This is a genomic window from Pantoea sp. SGAir0215 (assembly GCF_043543215.1).
On sequence record NZ_CP028032.1, the window covers coordinates 123762 to 141174 of the forward strand.

General features: G+C 52.3%; 19 protein-coding genes and 1 pseudogene. 13 read left to right on the forward strand and 7 right to left on the reverse strand.

What is annotated here, in order from left to right:
* Positions 1-464: 464 nt before the first annotated feature.
* Complete coding sequence (gene fliD / locus C1N64_RS21560) at positions 465-1856, reverse strand: flagellar filament capping protein FliD (RefSeq protein ID WP_033742492.1); 1392 nt, start codon at positions 1854-1856, stop codon at positions 465-467.
* Between the two features lie 834 nt (positions 1857-2690).
* Between fliD and C1N64_RS21565 the strand changes: the two genes are divergently transcribed.
* A complete protein-coding gene (locus C1N64_RS21565; RefSeq protein ID WP_006121926.1) occupies positions 2691-2915 on the forward strand; it encodes a KTSC domain-containing protein in 225 nt (74 codons plus the stop codon).
* A 208-nt stretch (positions 2916-3123) separates the two neighbouring features.
* On the opposite strand, the pseudogene C1N64_RS21570 reads toward C1N64_RS21565, so the two are convergent.
* From C1N64_RS21570 to C1N64_RS21580, 3 genes and pseudogenes are all read right to left on the reverse strand, one after another.
* Positions 3124-4451, reverse strand: a pseudogene (locus C1N64_RS21570) (NAD(P)/FAD-dependent oxidoreductase).
* 14 nt (positions 4452-4465) lie between these two features.
* A complete protein-coding gene (locus tag C1N64_RS21575; RefSeq protein WP_006121924.1) occupies positions 4466-5071 on the reverse strand; it encodes a cupin domain-containing protein in 606 nt (201 codons plus the stop codon).
* 45 nt (positions 5072-5116) lie between these two features.
* Positions 5117-5869 (reverse strand): ABC transporter substrate-binding protein, encoded by a 753-nt coding sequence (locus tag C1N64_RS21580; protein ID WP_006121922.1) that lies wholly within the window; start codon positions 5867-5869, stop codon positions 5117-5119.
* A 272-nt stretch (positions 5870-6141) separates the two neighbouring features.
* On the opposite strand from C1N64_RS21580, the gene C1N64_RS21585 reads away from it, so the two are divergent.
* Together C1N64_RS21585 and C1N64_RS21590 are read left to right on the forward strand one after the other, a co-directional pair.
* A complete protein-coding gene (locus C1N64_RS21585) occupies positions 6142-6792 on the forward strand; it encodes an amino acid ABC transporter permease (RefSeq protein WP_283789010.1) in 651 nt (216 codons plus the stop codon).
* 1 nt (position 6793) lies between these two features.
* The gene (locus C1N64_RS21590; protein WP_283789009.1) at positions 6794-7549 is read left to right on the forward strand and encodes an amino acid ABC transporter ATP-binding protein; all 756 of its coding nucleotides are present in this window, start codon (positions 6794-6796) and stop codon (positions 7547-7549) included.
* A 140-nt stretch (positions 7550-7689) separates the two neighbouring features.
* Here C1N64_RS21590 and rutR read toward each other — a convergent pair whose 3' ends face one another.
* Positions 7690-8370 (reverse strand): HTH-type transcriptional regulator RutR, encoded by a 681-nt coding sequence (gene rutR, locus C1N64_RS21595; protein ID WP_226374676.1) that lies wholly within the window; start codon positions 8368-8370, stop codon positions 7690-7692.
* A gap of 389 nt (positions 8371-8759) precedes the next feature.
* Between rutR and rutA the strand changes: the two genes are divergently transcribed.
* The 8 genes from rutA to C1N64_RS21635 all read left to right on the forward strand — a co-directional run bounded on the left by rutA (position 8760) and on the right by C1N64_RS21635 (position 15050).
* Entirely contained in the window at positions 8760-9851 is a 1092-nt protein-coding gene (gene rutA, locus C1N64_RS21600) for a pyrimidine utilization protein A (protein ID WP_006121918.1), read from the forward strand.
* On the forward strand, positions 9851-10600 hold the full coding sequence (gene rutB / locus C1N64_RS21605) for a pyrimidine utilization protein B (RefSeq protein WP_006121917.1): 750 nt from the start codon (positions 9851-9853) through the stop codon (positions 10598-10600). The genes rutA and rutB overlap by 1 nt, the downstream gene beginning before the upstream one ends.
* Positions 10601-10625: 25 nt before the next feature.
* The gene (gene rutC, locus C1N64_RS21610; RefSeq protein WP_006121916.1) at positions 10626-11012 is read left to right on the forward strand and encodes a pyrimidine utilization protein C; all 387 of its coding nucleotides are present in this window, start codon (positions 10626-10628) and stop codon (positions 11010-11012) included.
* 42 nt (positions 11013-11054) lie between these two features.
* Positions 11055-11894 (forward strand): pyrimidine utilization protein D, encoded by an 840-nt coding sequence (gene rutD / locus C1N64_RS21615; RefSeq protein WP_283789004.1) that lies wholly within the window; start codon positions 11055-11057, stop codon positions 11892-11894.
* A complete protein-coding gene (locus C1N64_RS21620) occupies positions 11879-12469 on the forward strand; it encodes a malonic semialdehyde reductase (protein ID WP_006121913.1) in 591 nt (196 codons plus the stop codon). Before rutD ends, C1N64_RS21620 begins: the two co-directional genes overlap by 16 nt.
* 29 nt (positions 12470-12498) lie before the next feature.
* A complete protein-coding gene (gene rutF / locus C1N64_RS21625) occupies positions 12499-13041 on the forward strand; it encodes an NADH-dependent FMN reductase RutF (protein WP_039339420.1) in 543 nt (180 codons plus the stop codon).
* A 31-nt stretch (positions 13042-13072) separates the two neighbouring features.
* The gene (rutG, locus tag C1N64_RS21630) at positions 13073-14410 is read left to right on the forward strand and encodes a pyrimidine utilization transport protein G (protein WP_394515527.1); all 1338 of its coding nucleotides are present in this window, start codon (positions 13073-13075) and stop codon (positions 14408-14410) included.
* Positions 14411-14666: 256 nt separating this feature from the next.
* On the forward strand, positions 14667-15050 hold the full coding sequence (locus C1N64_RS21635; protein ID WP_394515528.1) for an ATP-binding protein: 384 nt from the start codon (positions 14667-14669) through the stop codon (positions 15048-15050).
* A gap of 201 nt (positions 15051-15251) precedes the next feature.
* Here C1N64_RS21635 and C1N64_RS21640 read toward each other — a convergent pair whose 3' ends face one another.
* Complete coding sequence (locus tag C1N64_RS21640; RefSeq protein WP_054633991.1) at positions 15252-15512, reverse strand: hypothetical protein; 261 nt, start codon at positions 15510-15512, stop codon at positions 15252-15254.
* A 512-nt stretch (positions 15513-16024) separates the two neighbouring features.
* Between C1N64_RS21640 and C1N64_RS21645 the strand changes: the two genes are divergently transcribed.
* Together C1N64_RS21645 and C1N64_RS21650 are read left to right on the forward strand one after the other, a co-directional pair.
* Positions 16025-16243 carry a type II toxin-antitoxin system CcdA family antitoxin gene (locus tag C1N64_RS21645; RefSeq protein ID WP_006121899.1) on the forward strand — a complete coding sequence of 73 codons (219 nt, stop codon included), beginning with the start codon at positions 16025-16027 and terminating at the stop codon, positions 16241-16243.
* Positions 16244-16245: 2 nt separating this feature from the next.
* Entirely contained in the window at positions 16246-16545 is a 300-nt protein-coding gene (locus C1N64_RS21650; RefSeq protein ID WP_394515529.1) for a CcdB family protein, read from the forward strand.
* A 168-nt stretch (positions 16546-16713) separates the two neighbouring features.
* Here the strand turns inward: C1N64_RS21650 and C1N64_RS21655 are convergent, their stop codons facing one another.
* Positions 16714-17409, reverse strand: a complete 696-nt coding sequence (locus C1N64_RS21655; RefSeq protein WP_324030716.1) for an ROK family protein — start codon at positions 17407-17409, stop codon at positions 16714-16716.
* Positions 17410-17413: the final 4 nt, after the last annotated feature.

Sequence of the window (17413 nt, forward strand, 5' to 3'; positions counted from 1 at the left end):
GCATTTACTGTTAAATAGCACGGATAATTAAATATCAGAGAAAGTCCCTGATGCCAGGCGGTTGCTTTATTTTCTTCCTGCTTATGCATTGATAAGAAAACCTGTATTAAATCTGTCTAAGAAAGCCCGCCAAGATATATCATTACTTGCATTTAACACTTTGAAATAATGAAAGTTATGCGAAAATTTTTTTACGTCCTGGCGCAACGTGGTCAGAGAGGATGAGCGGTATTGCATTGCAAAGCAAGTGGGCAGGGTAGCATGGCCCAATCACTGCTGCTGGTTTCACAGAAACGGAAGAAATTAATCTAAACCTGTATTACGTATGACTCAGCTCTGAAAGAGAGTGGTAAAGCCTTACCGCTATTCAGAAACAGTAAAGCAGAACGATGAAGGGAAGATAATGACCAGACAGATATCTTTTACAAGATATCTGTCTGCAGAGTAATAAGATAAGGCGGTTATTACATTTTTGCGAATTGTGCAGCCAGATAGTTACCGGTCTGCGTCATAGAAGAAACCAGCGTACTCAGATTGGTAAATTCCGTTTTATACTGCGCCATAATCGTGGTGATTTGGTCGTTAACAGTATTGTATTGATCTGAGAGCTGCTTCAACGACGTATTAATCCCTGTTGTGGCGTTCGAAACGGTACCATTACTCGCCAGCATTTGGTTGAGATTATTCGTCACCTCTGTCGCAAAGCCGGTTGTCTTTCCATCGCCGGTCAGAAACGCTAAAACATCGGCGGGCTGATTCGTCAGCGCATTATTCAGTTTCGTACTGTCCACGGTCAGATCACCTTTATCATCCTGTGTAATGCCCAGTTGAGACAGCTCCTGAATATTACCCGACTGAGGATCAGAAAACTGACTGCGCAGGCTGGTCTGAATATTCATTAACGTGTTATCACCGAGCAGATCGCCATTGTCAGCACTCTGCGCCTGTCCGGCTTGTACAGGCGTATAGTTTGTTTGATCGGCAATGGTTTTTTGCAGCGAATTATACGCATCCACATATGTCTGGATTGCTGTCGACATCGGCGATGTATCTGACGCGATGGATAACGTTTCCGGCGAGCCGGTATTCACTTTATTTAAATTCAGGGTTACACCTTCCGGTGCATCCGTCACAATGTTGCTGCTGCGGGTAATTGATAAACCATTCACTTTTATCTGCGCATCCTGAGCGGCAACCTGTTCTGTCATACCATTATTACTGCCACCACTGCTGTAATTGACATACTGTGCCAACGTTGAGTCGTTGGTACTGACGGTCATTTCATTCGCCGTCCCGCTGTCACGTGCGGTCAGGGACAAATAATAGGTATTGTCGTTCGCCATAATAACGCTGGCGTTTACGCTGCCCTGTTGCTGGTTAATCGCGTCACGAATAGCAGTCAGGCTTGTCTGGTTCTGGTTTAACGTCACGGTCAGCGGGGATTTCTGTCCAGGCTGGCTGATCGTGATCGTGCGGGAAGCCATGCTGCTGTCGCCAAGCTGCGCTGTTTCACTACTGGCTGATTTAGAGAGCAGTGACTGTGACGCGGCCAACTGATCCACTTCAACGGAATAGTTTCCGGCAGCGGCATTGCTGGCAAGCGTGGCGGTAAACGCCGTATTCGTACTGGTGACCTTCGTGGTCGCTATGCTTGATGCGTTTTGCAAAGCCGCAGCGGCTGTCTGCAATTTTGACATTGAACTTTGTACCACGCCCCAGGCTGTCAGTTGCGCATTGTATGACGCCTGCTGTGTGGTAATAGGGGTCAACTGCGCTTCTTCAGCTGACTGTAAATTATCATATAACGTGTTGAGGTCGAGGTTAGTACCAGCGCCAAGTGAGCTTATGCTTGCCATTTTCTTGTCCTGATGAAGTAACACCAGACATGAAGATACAACGCATTAATCAGGCATTTTTCTGATTTTGCGCGTCGTTGCAAATCGGTTTATGGTCATTTCATGACCATCAATTTTTCGTTAAGCTGGTAAAAAAATGTTAACAGCAAAACAGATTGTCATTTTTTTCAGGTCTTTTTATTGAGTGTATTCGTAAACGGACAAATTAATCCTTTGCTTATCATGAAATTAAATTGCAGTTGTGTTGACGGTGTCGCTAAACCTGTGCATTTTGACGAGACAAGTACGGTCGTGCAGCTGAAACCTGCTGTGAATAAAACCCCCTGGCGTGACCAGAAGGAAATAGGGCGCTAACTCAAATTATTTCTTATTAAAAAATCATTAAATCCTAATCGATGCATTTGCCTTTTATCTTTCTTTTAGCCCTAAAGTTTTTATTTTTACGGTACTGCGCACTCAACAAAAAAGAATTTTAAAAATCGTTAATGCTTACGTTTGAAATAATTATTTACATCCCCCTGGTGAGGATAAATTGAGGGGACGGTTTCAGATAAGGTAGCACAACGATCTTGTCAGACGTCGTCAACGCCTTTCAGCTGTGGTTCTGGTTGGTGAAAAATCACTGCCACATTGCCCATGTATATTAGCAGGACCAGCCTTTACTGAAGACGGGCTTGATCCGGTAAAAGCCATGTCAGCGCGCAGTGTCATCAATAACTGTTATTTGTCAGCGCATTGAAGGTTGCTCAACAATGGGGAAGTCTGTGATACATTGCCGCTCTGCCAGCGCGGCAATGATGCAGGCCTGGGCTTAACCGATACGGACTATCTTTCATGAAACGACACGATATTAACTCTTCTTTATTTCGCAGCGCAGGATTCGATCCCACTTCGGGTGTGCTCGAGCTTGAATATCGCAACGGAAGTTGCCGGCGCTGGCTGGCCGTTCCTGCCCGGGTTTACCAGGGATTTTGTGCCGCGGTGGATCCCGATAGCTTTTTCCGCGAAAGCATTGATAACCGTTACTTTTCTATGCATCACAAACGGGATTCACAGTAACGGACACGCAGAAAAGGCCGCGCTGAGTCTGGAGGGTTGTGCGAAATCCCGCAGCCATATTCAGGTGCGGCTTGAGTAGGGCCGGGCAGGGGTTTTCACGTCGGATAAATCAGGCGGCGCTACAGCGCTAAAAACATGCCTGAGCGGGCTGTTTGTCATTCGATAACGGCCATGCGCTGTTCGCATGGCCTGTCTGTTATCAGCGCGGTTACATCATTTGCGGTTGGCGAATCGCATTACCTTTCTCGAAGCGTGAGAGCCGGTAGGGCGTCAGGTCCGTATAAACGGGCTTATTCGTTAACATCTGTGCACACATCAGTCCCGCACCGGGTCCGATGGCAAAACCGTGGCCACTAAAGCCTGAGGCAATAAACATGCCGGGGAGCTGGCTCACCTGATCAATCACCGGCACCAAATCCGGTGTGGTATCAATCCAGCCGGCCCAGGCATAATCGACTTTGATGCCCTCCAGTTCGGGGAAGACGCGAATCAACTCGGCCAGGCCATCGTGAATGATGCGCTTGTCCGGCGTGGGATCAAGCACCCGGATCTTTTCAAACGGCGAGGGCCTGTCGGGCGACCAGCTTCCAGACGCTTCAGGACCAGAAAAGAATGAACCGTTCAGGCGGATTTTCAGTTTTTTAGCGACCTTGCTGCGGAACATGGGATAAAACTTCGCAGCATAACGGATGTTCTGCGGTGCTAAATCAATCTGGCCAAGGCCCGGAACGGCAACGGTGTAACTGCCGTCCAGACGGCGGCGAAGGCAGAGATTAGGCGTGCTCAGACAGCCTTTGACGACCTCAGGAGCGGCGGTTGTTTTAAATACCGTACCCAGAATATTGGCGGCAGGGAGTTCTACGCCATATTGTCTGCAGAAACGGGAACTCCACGCACCGCCGCAGCAAATTACCCGGCTGGCTTTAACCAGTCCGCGTTCTGTCCAGACCCCAGAAACACGGCCCGCGCTGATATCCAGTGCGCGCACCGCGCAATGCTGAAAAATGCTGGCTCCCAGCTTTTGCGCGCCTTTCGCAATGGCCGGTACCGCCTGCGACGGTTCTGCACGACCATCTGTCGGTGACCATACACCGCCTCGCCATGGAGTTTTGTCCCCAATGCGCTCCTGTGCTTCACGCGCGGAGAGCAACTGGCTGGTAAAGCCAATCTGTTTTGCCTGCTGTCCCCATTTTTCCCAGCGCGCCAGGTCAGCTTCATTTAGCGTGCCATAGAGGATACCGCTGCGCCTGAAGCCCAAATCCATCCCGATTTCACCACTCAGCTCATCCCAGCGCTGCAGGCTTCGCATCGCCATTGGTAACTCATGCAAATCACGGTTCTGTTGACGAACCCAGCCCCAGTTTCGGCCTGACTGTTCACCGGCAATCACACCTTTCTCAAACAGCGCAACAGAAACCCCTGTTTCGCCAGTTCATATGCCGTTGACGTCCCCACAATCCCACCGCCTATCACAACAACATCAACAGAGGTGGGGAAGACGGAACTGTCACTGACGCTATCGACCTTAATTCGCATGGGTTAACCTTGTTTCAAATATGATGTCGGGGCGGAATATGCATAATCCACAACACGCGGGCTTCAGTGTCGCTGTCGTTAAAAATGTTATGCGGAAGATGACTTTTAAACTGAAAACTGTCGCCCGCTTCTATGAAGGTCGCCTCACCGTTCACCTCCAGCGTGAGACGGCCTTCCATGACTACACCTGCTTTTTCACCAATGCCTGTCAGCATTTCTTCCGAACGCGTGCGGGGAGGGATGCTGATATACATAAACTGAATATCATGTTCGCCAGAAGGCGATAACATCGCCTTGGTTATGCCCTGCCTGCCAACTTCAAAATGCGGCCGCTCACGCCAGCGCCGGACATAATGTTCAGCACCGGGTCGCATCTCTTCATTTTGTTCAAGAAAAGCGGTCAGTGGAACATTCAGGACCACGCGAAGTTGCTCAAGCACCCGTACCGTGGGGTTAGCCAGATTGCGCTCAATCTGGCTGATGGCTCCCGCCGACACATTGGCCTGTTCCGCCAGTGCCTTGATGGTCATATTGCGCGACTTGCGTATCTGCTTTAGTCGTAAGCCAATCGTCATCTCGACGGCACTCAGATCCTCTGAGTGCATTAACGCTGTTTTCATCACCATGTTCCTTAAGGTTGCGTGCCTCCGTGCATAAACACGCGATTAAGGCATTCCCCACTTCGCTTTGATTTTTTGCAATGTGCCGTCGGCCTTCATTGCCGTCAGGGCAGTATTAATATCGGCAAGTAGCTTATCGTTCCCTTTTTTCACGCCAAAGGCCATAGGTGCGATATGCTCAGGCTTGTAACCGTCCACCACATGCATACCTTTGTACGCGCCAGATTTTTCCTGATATTTCATTATCGGGTAATCGTTCATCCCCGCAGCGATACGGCCCAGGGACAGATCGCGCATCATATCTGCCGGACTGTCATACACTTTCACCTCTTTCGCGATACCGCTCTTAATCAGCGCCTGCGTATAATCGGTGCCCGCCATGGTGCCGACGATGTCGCCTTTCAGATCCTGCTGCGAGCGATAGACTTTTTTATTGTCATCACGCACGACCAGCCCCGGTCCAAACGCAGTGACTGGCTGCGAGAACGCAATACGTTTTTCGCGCTCTGGTGTGGGTGTCATCCCGGCCACAATCATATCGATTTTGCCCGCAATTACAGACTGAATCAGCGTCGAGAAAGGCACCGCGGTAAAGTTGATGTCAAGCTTCTGACGTTTGGCCACTTCCGCAGCCACGTCCGGCATGAAGCCTTCAATTTTACCGGTTTTGGTATCCAGAAACGTGGTAGGCGCGCTGGAAGGCGGAGAGCCTGCCGTCAGTGGCGCTGCCTGTGCACTGCAAGTGAGGCCAAGGGCAACAGAGAATAAAGCCATGGTAACGTGCGACCGAAGAGACATCACTTACTCCTGATTGACATGTGAACAATTAATTTCACTATAATGAAATTAAATTCCTGCCTGTCAATCTTTTCTTTTCTAAAAATGTTGCGCCTCACAAATTAACACAAAACCCTTTGATTTCCCCATTCAGTGGGCTTTCAATTCACTTTATTACACTAATAAGTTAATGCTATGACGTCATCAGATGAAAAGTTTGACAGTATTTACTGATAAACATATTCATTTAAATGAATTTGAAGCATGACACTCAACACCGGCGGGAGCGCATAATGGACTGGAGCAGCATTCATGTTTACCTTCCCTTTCTTTTGCAAGGGGCTGAAATGACGATTTATATCACGCTACTGTCCTTGCTCATCAGTACGCCGCTGGGGTTGATCTTCGCTGCCGCAAAAATGTGTCCTTTTAAAATCATTTCCTGGTCCGTCAGCGTCATCATTAATATCACTCGTGCACTGCCGATGATTGTGGTGCTGTTCTACATCTATTTCGTTTTTCCCGATATCGGCATTACCCTGACATCCTTTCAGGCCAGCGTCATCGGTATCGCGTTTTGCTTTTCAACCTTCCTGGCCGAGATTTTTCGTTCCGGTATTGAATCGGTCGATCGTGGTCAGCTTGAGGCGGCGCGCTCTATGGGCATGAGCTTCTTTAAAGCGATGCGACGCGTCATTCTGCCTCAGGCTTTTCATGTCGCGCTGCCGCCATACAGCAATACCCTGGTCATGATGCTGAAAGACTCAGCGCTGGCGTCAACGATCGCGGTTACCGAAATGACCCGCCAGGGCCAGCTTCTGGCGGCTTCGACCTTTGATAACACCACTGTGTATACGCTGGTGGCGTTGCTCTACCTGACGTTATGCATGCCGTTGCTGGCTTTTACCAGGCACCTTGAAAATCGCCAGAAAAAAGGAGCATGAGATGATTGAAATTCTTGATGTCCATAAGCGCTTTGGTGCAGTTGAAGTGCTGAAAGGGGTGAGTTTTCGCGTCGAAGAGGGCGAAGTGGTGTGCCTGGTCGGGCCTTCAGGCTCCGGGAAATCGACGGTGCTGCGCTGTATCAACGGGCTGGAAACCTATGAAAGCGGCACCATCCGCGTGCTTGATCAGCATGTTGACAGTAAAAGCAAACGTATCAACGCGCTGCGTCGCCAGATCGGTATGGTTTTTCAACGCTTTAATCTGTTTCCTCACCGTAGCGTGCTGGAAAACGTGATGGAAGGGCCGATTTACGTCAATGGCGAGACACGCAGTAAAGCCGAAAAGATGGCCAAAGAGCTGCTGGAAAGAGTAGGGCTGGGCGACAAACTTTCCGCCTGGCCGTCGCAGCTTTCCGGTGGTCAGCAGCAGCGCGTAGCGATTGCCCGCACGCTGGCCCTGCAGCCTAAAGCCATTCTTTTTGATGAGCCGACATCCGCGCTGGACCCAGAACTGGTCGGCGAAGTGCTGCAGGTTATGCGCAACCTGGCCCAGCAGGGAATGACCATGATCGTGGTAACGCATGAGATGCAGTTTGCAAGAGAGGTCGCCGATCGCGTGTGTTTTCTGCACAGCGGACAGATTGTAGAGCAGGGGCATGCGGATGAGGTGCTGCTGCGGCCTCAGGAAGCGCGCACGCAGGATTTCCTGCGCCGCGTACTGGGCAACACAGGCGTACAGAGTCTGATGAATACCTAATTCAAACGGCCCGTTTGATCGGGCTTCGCTAGCCATTCAGCTGAGATGAGCGGCCCTGCCTGTCACCCGACGCTGCGTCCAGCAATATTTCTGGCAACCTTTCGCCTGAGGCGTCGGTACAAACGCCCCCGCCAGGCGGATTAAGCCCGCATCTGAATGCCTTCAGTAATAATGTGCTGAAGGTTTTTTACCGTCTGGTCGAAAAAGGCCGGATCGCTGAGCGTTTTACCGGTGATTGCCTCAACCTGCACGCTAAAATCGGCGTAATGCTGCGTCGTTGCCCACAGCATAAAAATCAACTGCATTGGATCGACGGGGGCAATGCGCTCATCTTTAATCCAGCCCCGAATGACATCGCATTTCTCTTCTACCAGGGTTTTCAGGCCGCCCCCCAGCTCCTGTTTCAGCAACGGCGCGCCCTGAACCATCTCCAGGCAAAAAAGTCGCGAAGCCTGCGGATGATCGCGGGACACACAGAGTTTCAAGCGAATATATTCTCTTATGGCTTCCAGTGGATGCTGATCGGGCTGTAAGGCCTTTAACGGTGCAAGCCAGATATCCAGCAGTCCTTTCAGCACATCAATATAGAGCGCTTCTTTTGTCGGGAAGTAATAAAAGAGGTTGGTTTTCGAGACGTCAGCCCGTTCTGCAACCTGCTCCAGCCGGGTGCCGTGAAAGCCATAGAGTGAAAAAAATTCCAGTGCGGCGGTCATGATAGCGCCACGTTTGGCAGCAACCGCCCGCGAGCGTCGCGTTGTGGTTTTGGAGCCTGGGCTAACGGATTTTTGCTCTCCGGCGGCAGCGTGCGGGTGTTCGACCAATGGCTTCACAACATCTCCTGAGACAAACAGCAAGGCGTGAATCATAACAAATGGGGGCAGGGGCGACCATCGCAACGCTCATTATTCACGCGCTCTTAAATCAACAGTTGAGCGATTTGCACCCTTTTTGCTCAATCTTGCCTGTTATCTGTGCAGTTATTTTTGAACAATGGGTCCGAAACGGACCGTTTGCTCCAGTTATCTTCTATTCAAACTTTCAACCCTATGAAAAGGTTATTTATTTTAAAACTGGCACCCGCTTTGCAAAGACTCTTGCGTCTGGAGATTTCAGCACGGTGCAATTCGGAACCCGCAGGACGCACTCAAGCCGCGCAGAGATTTTCGTAAGCCCTTGTATTGGTACGTATTACTTTTAATCGAGGTGAGCGATGAAAATCGGTGTCTTTATTCCTATCGGCAACAACGGTTGGTTAATTTCAGAAACTGCACCGCAGTACAAACCGACCTTCGACCTGAACAAAACCATCGTGCAAAAAGCGGAGCACTACCATTTCGATTTTGCGCTTTCTATGATTAAACTGCGCGGCTTCGGTGGTAAAACCGAATTTTGGGAACACAATATGGAGTCGTTCACGCTGATGGCCGGACTGGCCGCCGTGACCTCTCGCATCCAACTTTACGCCACGGCCGCTACGCTGGTGATGCCGCCGGCGATCGTCGCGCGCATGGCCGCCACCATTGATTCCATCTCTAACGGCCGTTTCGGTGTCAACGTTGTCACCGGCTGGCAAAAACCCGAGTACGAGCAAATGGGCATGTGGCCGGGCGATGACTATTTTACCCGCCGCTATGATTACCTGACCGAATACGTGAGCGTGCTGCGCGATCTGTGGGGCACCGGCCACTGCACGCTCGACGGCGAATTTTTCAAAATGGACGACTGCCGCGTCAGTCCCCGCCCGCAAAGCGAGATGAAAGTGATCTGCGCCGGGCAAAGTGATGCAGGCATGGCGTTTTCTGCCAGACATGCCGACTTTAATTTCTGCTTCGGCAAGGGCGTCAATACACCAACGGCCTTCGCGCCAACCGCCGCCCGCATGAAAAAAGCGGCAGAGGCTGAAAACCGCGACGTATCTTCTTATGTGCTGTTCATGGTCATCGCCGATGAAACCGATGAGGCCGCGCGCGCCAAATGGGAGCTGTATAAAGCCGGGGCTGACGCCGAGGCGCTCGCGTGGCTGACCGATCAGAGCAGCAAGGACACCCAATCCGGCAGCGATACCAATGTCCGTCAGATGGCGGATCCCACCTCAGCGGTCAACATCAATATGGGCACACTGGTCGGCTCCTGGGCCAGCGTCGCCAGAATGCTCGATGAAATCGACACCGTGCCCGGCGCTGGCGGCGTCCTGCTGACCTTTGACGACTTCGTTGAGGGCATCGAAAACTTTGGCCGCTACATTCAGCCATTAATGAAAACCCGCCAGCACATCGGCATTGCGCAGAAAGAGGTCGCATAATGAACGTTGTTGAGAATCCGTCAGTGGTCCGCCGCGAACCCCACAATACCGGCGAGGAAACGGTCCTCACAGCCCGTCCTGAAGCCATCGCTTTTACCCCGCAGCAAACCGCGCTGATTGTCGTGGATATGCAAAATGCCTATGCGTCACAGGGCGGTTACCTGGATCTGGCGGGCTTTGATGTCTCTGCCACCGCGCCGGTGATCGCCAATATTAAAGTGGCGATTGCCGCCGCACGCGCGGCGGGCATCAAAGTGATTTTCTTCCAGAACGGCTGGGATAATCAGTATGTCGAAGCCGGCGGTGCGGGGTCGCCGAACTTCCATAAATCCAATGCGCTAAAAACCATGCGCAAACGCCCGGAGCTGATGGGCAAACTGCTGGCAAAAGGCGACTGGGATTACGACCTGGTCGATGAGCTTCAGCCGCAGCCGGGCGATATTGTGCTGCCCAAACCCCGTTACAGCGGTTTCTTTAATACCCAGCTCGACAGTCTGCTGCGCAGCTATGGCATTCATCATCTGGTCTTTACCGGCATCGCCACGAATGTCTGCGTGGAATCCACCCTGCGCGATGGCTTTTTCCTGGAATATTTTGGCGTCGTACTGGAAGACGCGACGCACCAGGCCGGCCCGGAATTCGCACAGAAAGCCGCGATCTATAACATTGAAACCTTTTTTGGCTGGGTCTCTAACGTGCGTCAGTTCTGTGACGCTGTAGGTTACAAAACTGAACAACACGCGGCCTGACCGCTTTTACAAAGGACAATCAACGATGCCTAAAAGCGCCATTATTCCCGCTGGCAGTGGAGTGCCACTGGCACCTTTTGTTCCGGGCACGCTCGCCGATGGCGTGGTGTACGTTTCCGGGACGCTGCCGTTTGATAAAGACAACAACGTGGTGCACGTTGGCGATGCCGCGGCACAAACCCGTCACGTTCTGGAGATCATCAAAAACGTGATTGAAACCGCAGGCGGCACAATGGAGGACGTCACCATGAATTCCATCTTTATCACCGACTGGGCCAACTACGGGGCAATCAATCAAGTCTACGCCGAGTATTTTCCCGGTGAAAAACCCGCGCGTTTCTGTATTCAGTGCGGGCTGGTGAAGCCGGATGCCCTGATTGAGATCGCAACGATTGCCCACATCGGCAAGTAATCTGTTTACCGGCATCTGTTCTGATAACCCTGAGGAAACAGCATGTATTACAAGGTATTAGGTAAAGATAATGCCGATGCAGACACGGTCGTGCTCTCTTCAGGGCTGGGCGGTTCCGGCAGTTTCTGGCAGCCGCAACTGCCTGTACTGACACAGTATTTTCGCGTCGTGATTTATGACCAGCACGGCACCGGCCTGAGTCAGGGCACCGTTCCGGCCGGTTACCGCATGGAGGATATGGCCGATGAGCTGGCGGGCATGCTCAATGGGCTGGATATCCGCCGCTGCCATCTGGTCGGTCACGCACTCGGCGGCATCGTTGGCCTGCATCTTGCACTGCGTTATCCGGCCTTACTGCAAAGTCTGGTGGTCATCAACGGATGGGCAACGCTCGACAGCCAGACGCGTCGCTGCTTTGAGGTCCGTCAGAACCTGCTGCTTAACAGCGGGGTGGATGCGTATGTTCAGGCGCAGCCCCTGTTTCTGTATCCGGGCGACTGGCTTTCTGAGCATGAGACGTTATTGCAGGAAGAGCGCCAGCATCAGGTGGCGCATTTTCAGGGAATGGAAAATCTGCTGCATCGCTTACAGGCGCTGATGACGTCTGACCTGACCGCCTCGCTCGACGGGGTGATCGCACCGACGCTGGCGCTGAGCTGTAAAGACGATTTGCTGGTGCCCTGGCAGCGCTCGGCCGATCTCGCTGCCCGTCTTCCTCTGGGGGAGCACCAGCAAATGCAGTATGGCGGTCACGCCATGAGTGTGACCGACCCCGATACGTTTAACCCGATTTTACTGGACTGGCTGCGGCGGCATGCTTTTCATGCAGCTGACATCGTGTCCGAGCCCTTTTCAACGGAGATATCATGGCCGAAGCCTTAACCGCCAGCGCCCTGGCAACCCTGTTCACCGACGCCCGCACCCATAACGGCTGGCTGGATAAACCGGTGACCCATGAACAGCTGGAAACGATTTACGCGCTGGCGCGCATGGGGCCAACATCTGCAAACTGCAGCCCGGTGCGCATTGTGTTTATCCAGAGCCAGGCGGCCAAAGAGAAACTGGCACCGGCGCTGTCCAGCGGCAATCTGAAGAAAACCCTGACTGCACCGGTGACGGCGATCATTGCCTGGGATCCTGCGTTTTATGAATTACTGCCCGAACTGTTTCCCTCCGGCGATGCGCGTTCGTGGTTCACCTCCAGCCCGCAGCTGGCGCACGATACGGCATTTCGCAACAGCAGTCTGCAGGCAGCCTATCTGATTATGGCCTGCCGCTCACTCGGACTGGACACCGGACCGATGTCTGGTTTCGACAATGCGAAAGTGGATGAAACCTTCCTGGCGCAGACGGGCTGGAAATCCAACTTTCTCATCAACATCGGTTACGGCGACAGCAGCAAACTGTATCCGCGCGCACCGCGTCTTGACTTTGACCGCGCCTGCCGCGTGCTGTAAGCACCCTGTTTCATTATGAGGACACGAGCATGCAATCCACTCTGAACGCCACACAGCCCGCAACCGCTGCTAAACAGGCTGCCGTTGAAAAGCAAGAGTTCCGCGATGCGATGGCGCACCTGGGTTCCGCCGTCAACATCATCACCACAGACGGGGCAGGTGGACGGGCCGGTTTTACCGCCTCTGCGGTATGCAGCGTGACCGATACGCCACCGACGTTGCTGGTATGCCTGAACCGCGCGGCCTCTGTTCATGCGGCGTTTACGCAAAACCAGGTGCTGTGCGTTAACACGCTCTCAGACGGTCATGCGTCGCTGTCCAATCTGTTCGGCGGAAAGACACCGATGGATGCGCGTTTCGCGGCCGCTGACTGGGCCAGCCTTGCCACCGGATCGCCGATCCTCACCGATGCGCTGGTGTCGTTTGACTGCAACATTACGCAGATCACCAGCGTCGGCACCCACGATATTTTGTTTTGTGAAGTCGTTGCTATTCAGCGCAACGACAACGGCCATGGACTGGTGTATTTCGACCGGCGCTATCACCCACTGATGCGTCAGACAGCCTGTTAACTCACTCCTCTCAACTTAGTAAGGGTCGTGCATGGCAAATACTTGGTTTCCGCAATGGCGTAAAAGAGAAGGCAATCTGGAGGGCGTCGTCATCGCGCCGGATGAACGGCTGCCGTCAGGCACGACGATCATTATGGGATTGCAACATACGGTAGCGATGTTTGGCGCCACGGTCCTCATGCCCTTACTGATGGGCTTTGACGCTAATATGGCCATCCTGATGTCGGGGATCGGTACCTTACTGTTCTTCCTGGTGGTAGGCGGCCGCGTACCAAGTTACCTCGGGTCCAGTGCCGCCTTCGTCGGACTGGTTATCGCGATAACCGGCTACAGTGGTCAGGGTGCGAATCCCAATATCGGTGTGGCCCTTGGCGGGATTATTGCCTGCGGCCTGCTCTATATGGTGATCGGTTTTATCGTAATGGCGGTTGGCACGCGGTGGATTGAACGTCTGATGCCGCCCGTCGTGACCGGTGCCGTGGTCATGGCGATTGGGCTAAACCTCGCGCCGATTGCGATTCACAGCGTCTCCGCCTCCTCGTTTGACAGCTGGATGGCCGTCATGACCGTGCTTTGCATCGGTTCGGTAGCCGTATTCACCCGCGGTCTGGTGCAGCGCCTGTTGCTGTTACTGGGGCTGGTGGCCGCTTATCTGATTTATATGGTCATCACCAACGGCCTTGGACTGGGCACGCCAGTGGATTTTAGCGCGGTCGCTCAGGCACCCTGGTTTGGCGCACCAACCGTTACGACGCCGGTATTCAGCGCGCATGCCATGCTGATGATCGCGCCGGTCGCAGTAATCCTTGTCGCAGAAAATCTCGGCCATATTAAAGCGGTGGCTGGTATGACCGGTAAAAACCTTGATCCCTACATGGGCCGCGCGTTTGTCGGTGATGGCCTGGCGACGATGCTGTCCGCCTCCGCAGGCGGAACAGGCGTGACAACCTATGCAGAAAACATAGGTGTTATGGCTGTCACCAAAATTTACTCCACGCTGATTTTCGTCGCCGCGGCGGTCATTGCCATTGTGCTGGGCTTCTCACCTAAATTTGGCGCACTGATCCACACCATTCCCGGCCCGGTGCTCGGCGGCGCATCCATTGTAGTATTTGGGCTGATTGCCGTGGCAGGTGCCCGCATCTGGGTACAAAACCACGTCGACCTGGGGCTGAACGGCAACCTTATCATGATCGCGGTCACGCTGGTTTTAGGCGCAGGCAATTTTACCCTGACGCTCGGCAGCTTCAGCATGGGCGGGATCGGCACTGCGACCTTCGGGGCGATTTTGCTGAATGCATTTTTGAGCCGAAGCAAAATGGCAAGCGCACAGCCAGGGGTGAAGACGGAGGCGGTGGTGAAGGAGTAAACCGGGATCTTTTCCTCAGCCGGAGAAGCAGGAAGGGCGGAGCGGGCCGGAACGACAACCAGGTGTTTTTTACGTACCCGTAAAGCATCATTCAGGAAACAAAGAGGCTAAGCGGAAGAAAAACGCTCTGCCCGCCAGTGAAACAGGGCTGTGCTCCGTACACGGTAGCATCAGCCCAACTCCATAAGAGGTTTTCGCAAAAAAACCGTGGGTTTTCAGGCAATTTACCTTAGTCGTCACGTTGAATGCTTTCCTCATGGACATTACTGCCCACCGTTTTCCCGTTTTGATTCTCAATGCGTTACCCGTGAATGATGAGTGGCGGTTCTCACTCGATCTCGCTGCGTGTGAGACAGCAACCAATATCATTCGTCATGCGCTAAATGAAGACAGTCACCGCCGGTTTACAGTGGAATTTATTGCGTCAGACATCAGCATTACGCTTCGCTTTATGGACGAGGGGAGTGTATTTCCCGCTGAACGCCTCCAGGCGGCACGTTGTGATGCTTTTTCTGACCAGACAATAACCCAGGAAAGCGGCAGAGGGCTGAAATTGATTTTGTGGTATGTGGATAAATTCCGGATCGAATACTCGGCGGGCAAAAATATTACTTTGCTGGAAAAGTCGTTGGTATGTTAGTGCCGAATGCCTGTTATGAGCGAATGTACTGGACTGATAAGCTGTTGCGCCGGGCGAACGCGGTGTTACCCTACGTATGTCCATGCTGCTAACAACAGACTCAACGACACGTTCTGAGCGGCACACGCATTCAACCTATGGCATCGCAGTTCTGTAATATTTTTTGGACAGGCACTTATGCACCTGTCACACGGCGCCCACTTAGTCGTCAGTATGTGGTGGAACCGGCAAACCTAGCGCGCTTACCAGTTCATCGATACCGAGAGGAACGTCAAACCATTTGTCGTTCGACAGAACGACGCGGCAGCCTTTTGAAAATTCTTCTTCACGGACCCAGGCAATAAGCTCTTTCTGGATCATCCATGTTTTATTATTTCTGTCCCTGAGGGTCACCAGGTTAGTGGGTGAGCAGGAAACGCCGGTGGTTGTTTCTGAGGTGTGATATATGCTGGTGTCTAACATGCGGTGCTCCAGTCAAATGGCTAGCTTGAAACTTTTTTATTGTGTATGAGTAACCACGGCAGACGGACCACCAGGACGAGCTTTTTGCCGTCCCTCCGCTCTTGCCGCACAACGAGAGTTAACCTGCACTTACATTAATCCGCTTCCTGCATTCACCTTCCTTCCTGTCGCTGAAAGGTTTCAACAGAAAGCTATCCGCATCAGAAACGCGGACAAGTGGTCAGCTAGTATATCGTCACCGTTTCGTTTTTCTTCACGGCTATCTGCTTTGGCCCGTGCAAGACGGTAAACAAAGTGGCCACTCATTCAGAAAGAGCCTGTTATCTGAGCAGACATTTTTCTCTGGGCCAGTGTGATTGTACATTCTGGGTTATAGGCAGTCTGACAAGCTGAACAACGCTTTTCGGGCGGGTCAAACCAGGCGCATCGTGAAAGCAGAATGCACCTAAAAATCGTTCCTTGCTGGTGTGTATCAGCAGTGTATACTTATAACTCACACTTCGGAGGTGTACATGAAATACAGAACTAACGTCACCATTGATAAAGAAGCCTACGAGATATTTTCATCTGCGGGCTTAAACCTTTCTAAAATGGTTAACGAGCTTGTCACTACTGAGGCTCGCAGAATCCGGGCTGAACGCTGGAAAGAAGAAAACCGTGAAAGCATGAAAGCCTTCTCTGACTTTGTGGGAGAAGAGGGATCGCTTTCTGATATGTACAGGAACTGGTAGGGATGCAATTTGACGTTTACTCACACAAGAATGGTAAAAAATATCCTTATCTTGTTGAAATACAAAGCTACCTGATAGACACACCAGGCCGTTTAATGGTTGCCCCCCTTGCTCTTTCGGGCGAGTTCGTGGGTTCAGGTGAACTTTATCCTGAGGTACTGGTTAACGGCAGCAAGTACCGCGTTGTGACAACCGACATTGCATCTGTCCCGGTGAAAGCGTTAGGGGATAAAGTGGGTGATGTCAGTCAGTATGAAGCAGCAATAAAAAACGCCATTTTCAGGCTTTTTTGGGGTTTCTGACAGGTTTTCTTAACCCACCGATGCCGGTCACCGGCAATGACGGGGCGGGTCGGCCAGCTATGAATGTCGCATTCGCTGGCGGTTTTCGTTAGTCTGCCGCGAATAAACGTTCACGGCAGTAAACCTAAAACACAGCACCGCTATTCTGGCTTTCTTAAAAGGCAGGAATCACGTGATCAAGTTTGGGTCGTTCCAGAGACGAAATCCACCTTCGAATGCCAGCGTGTTGTCGCCTTTCCGGCAGTTGGGCGGAAGTGAATCGAGTTCACCTACGTTTCCGCCGCCTAAGACGACGTACTCAGGCTGTAACGCGGCGGTCAGCATCTCCACTACATCAAAAACACGCTCTTGCCATTTTTTGTTGCCCTTTTTTATCCGATAGGCTTCACCCACATAATGTTCATAGCTATTGCCCTTGCGATAAGGTAAGTGAGCAATCTCCATGGGCTGAGCGACATTCTCAACGATCATCGCAGCACCTAATCCCGTGCCAAGACCGAGAAAGAGCATGCGTCCGCCCTGATAGGAACCCAGCGCCTGCATCAGGGCGTCGTTGACGATACGAACAGGGCAACCGAATGCGCCCGCATAGTCAAATCCCACCCAGCCCTCACCGAGGTTGGCGGGTTCCCGAAGCGGTTTGTTGTGGGCGACCGGACCGGGATATCCCATTGCAATCACATCGTAGGTCATGCCTTCAGCCAGGCTCTTAACCACAGCAACCATTTCAGCCGCAGACATTGTCTTTCCACTGTCCGCCTTCTTTTTCACCCCGCCAGCGCTGGAGAGGATTTTTACATGGCTTCCGCCGATGTCGATGGCCAGAACGATTTCATCTTTTTTCTTTTTAGGTTGCCGCGTCATTGAT

What these genes read in the sequence shown, in the direction of transcription:
- C1N64_RS21585 (WP_283789010.1), top strand. Translation starts at nt 6,142, where the DNA reads ATGGACTGGAGCAGCATTCATGTTTACCTTCCCTTTCTTTTGCAAGGG.
- C1N64_RS21655 (WP_324030716.1), bottom strand. Translation starts at nt 17,409, where the DNA reads ATGACGCGGCAACCTAAAAAGAAAAAAGATGAAATCGTTCTGGCCATC.
- C1N64_RS21565 (WP_006121926.1), top strand. Translation starts at nt 2,691, where the DNA reads ATGAAACGACACGATATTAACTCTTCTTTATTTCGCAGCGCAGGATTC.
- C1N64_RS21640 (WP_054633991.1), bottom strand. Translation starts at nt 15,512, where the DNA reads ATGTTAGACACCAGCATATATCACACCTCAGAAACAACCACCGGCGTT.
- rutA (WP_006121918.1), top strand. Translation starts at nt 8,760, where the DNA reads ATGAAAATCGGTGTCTTTATTCCTATCGGCAACAACGGTTGGTTAATT.
- rutG (WP_394515527.1), top strand. Translation starts at nt 13,073, where the DNA reads ATGGCAAATACTTGGTTTCCGCAATGGCGTAAAAGAGAAGGCAATCTG.
- fliD (WP_033742492.1), bottom strand. Translation starts at nt 1,856, where the DNA reads ATGGCAAGCATAAGCTCACTTGGCGCTGGTACTAACCTCGACCTCAAC.
- C1N64_RS21635 (WP_394515528.1), top strand. Translation starts at nt 14,667, where the DNA reads ATGGACATTACTGCCCACCGTTTTCCCGTTTTGATTCTCAATGCGTTA.
- C1N64_RS21575 (WP_006121924.1), bottom strand. Translation starts at nt 5,071, where the DNA reads ATGAAAACAGCGTTAATGCACTCAGAGGATCTGAGTGCCGTCGAGATG.
- rutF (WP_039339420.1), top strand. Translation starts at nt 12,499, where the DNA reads ATGCAATCCACTCTGAACGCCACACAGCCCGCAACCGCTGCTAAACAG.
- C1N64_RS21590 (WP_283789009.1), top strand. Translation starts at nt 6,794, where the DNA reads ATGATTGAAATTCTTGATGTCCATAAGCGCTTTGGTGCAGTTGAAGTG.
- C1N64_RS21645 (WP_006121899.1), top strand. Translation starts at nt 16,025, where the DNA reads ATGAAATACAGAACTAACGTCACCATTGATAAAGAAGCCTACGAGATA.
- C1N64_RS21650 (WP_394515529.1), top strand. Translation starts at nt 16,246, where the DNA reads ATGCAATTTGACGTTTACTCACACAAGAATGGTAAAAAATATCCTTAT.
- rutD (WP_283789004.1), top strand. Translation starts at nt 11,055, where the DNA reads ATGTATTACAAGGTATTAGGTAAAGATAATGCCGATGCAGACACGGTC.
- rutC (WP_006121916.1), top strand. Translation starts at nt 10,626, where the DNA reads ATGCCTAAAAGCGCCATTATTCCCGCTGGCAGTGGAGTGCCACTGGCA.
- C1N64_RS21580 (WP_006121922.1), bottom strand. Translation starts at nt 5,869, where the DNA reads ATGTCTCTTCGGTCGCACGTTACCATGGCTTTATTCTCTGTTGCCCTT.
- rutB (WP_006121917.1), top strand. Translation starts at nt 9,851, where the DNA reads ATGAACGTTGTTGAGAATCCGTCAGTGGTCCGCCGCGAACCCCACAAT.
- C1N64_RS21620 (WP_006121913.1), top strand. Translation starts at nt 11,879, where the DNA reads ATGGCCGAAGCCTTAACCGCCAGCGCCCTGGCAACCCTGTTCACCGAC.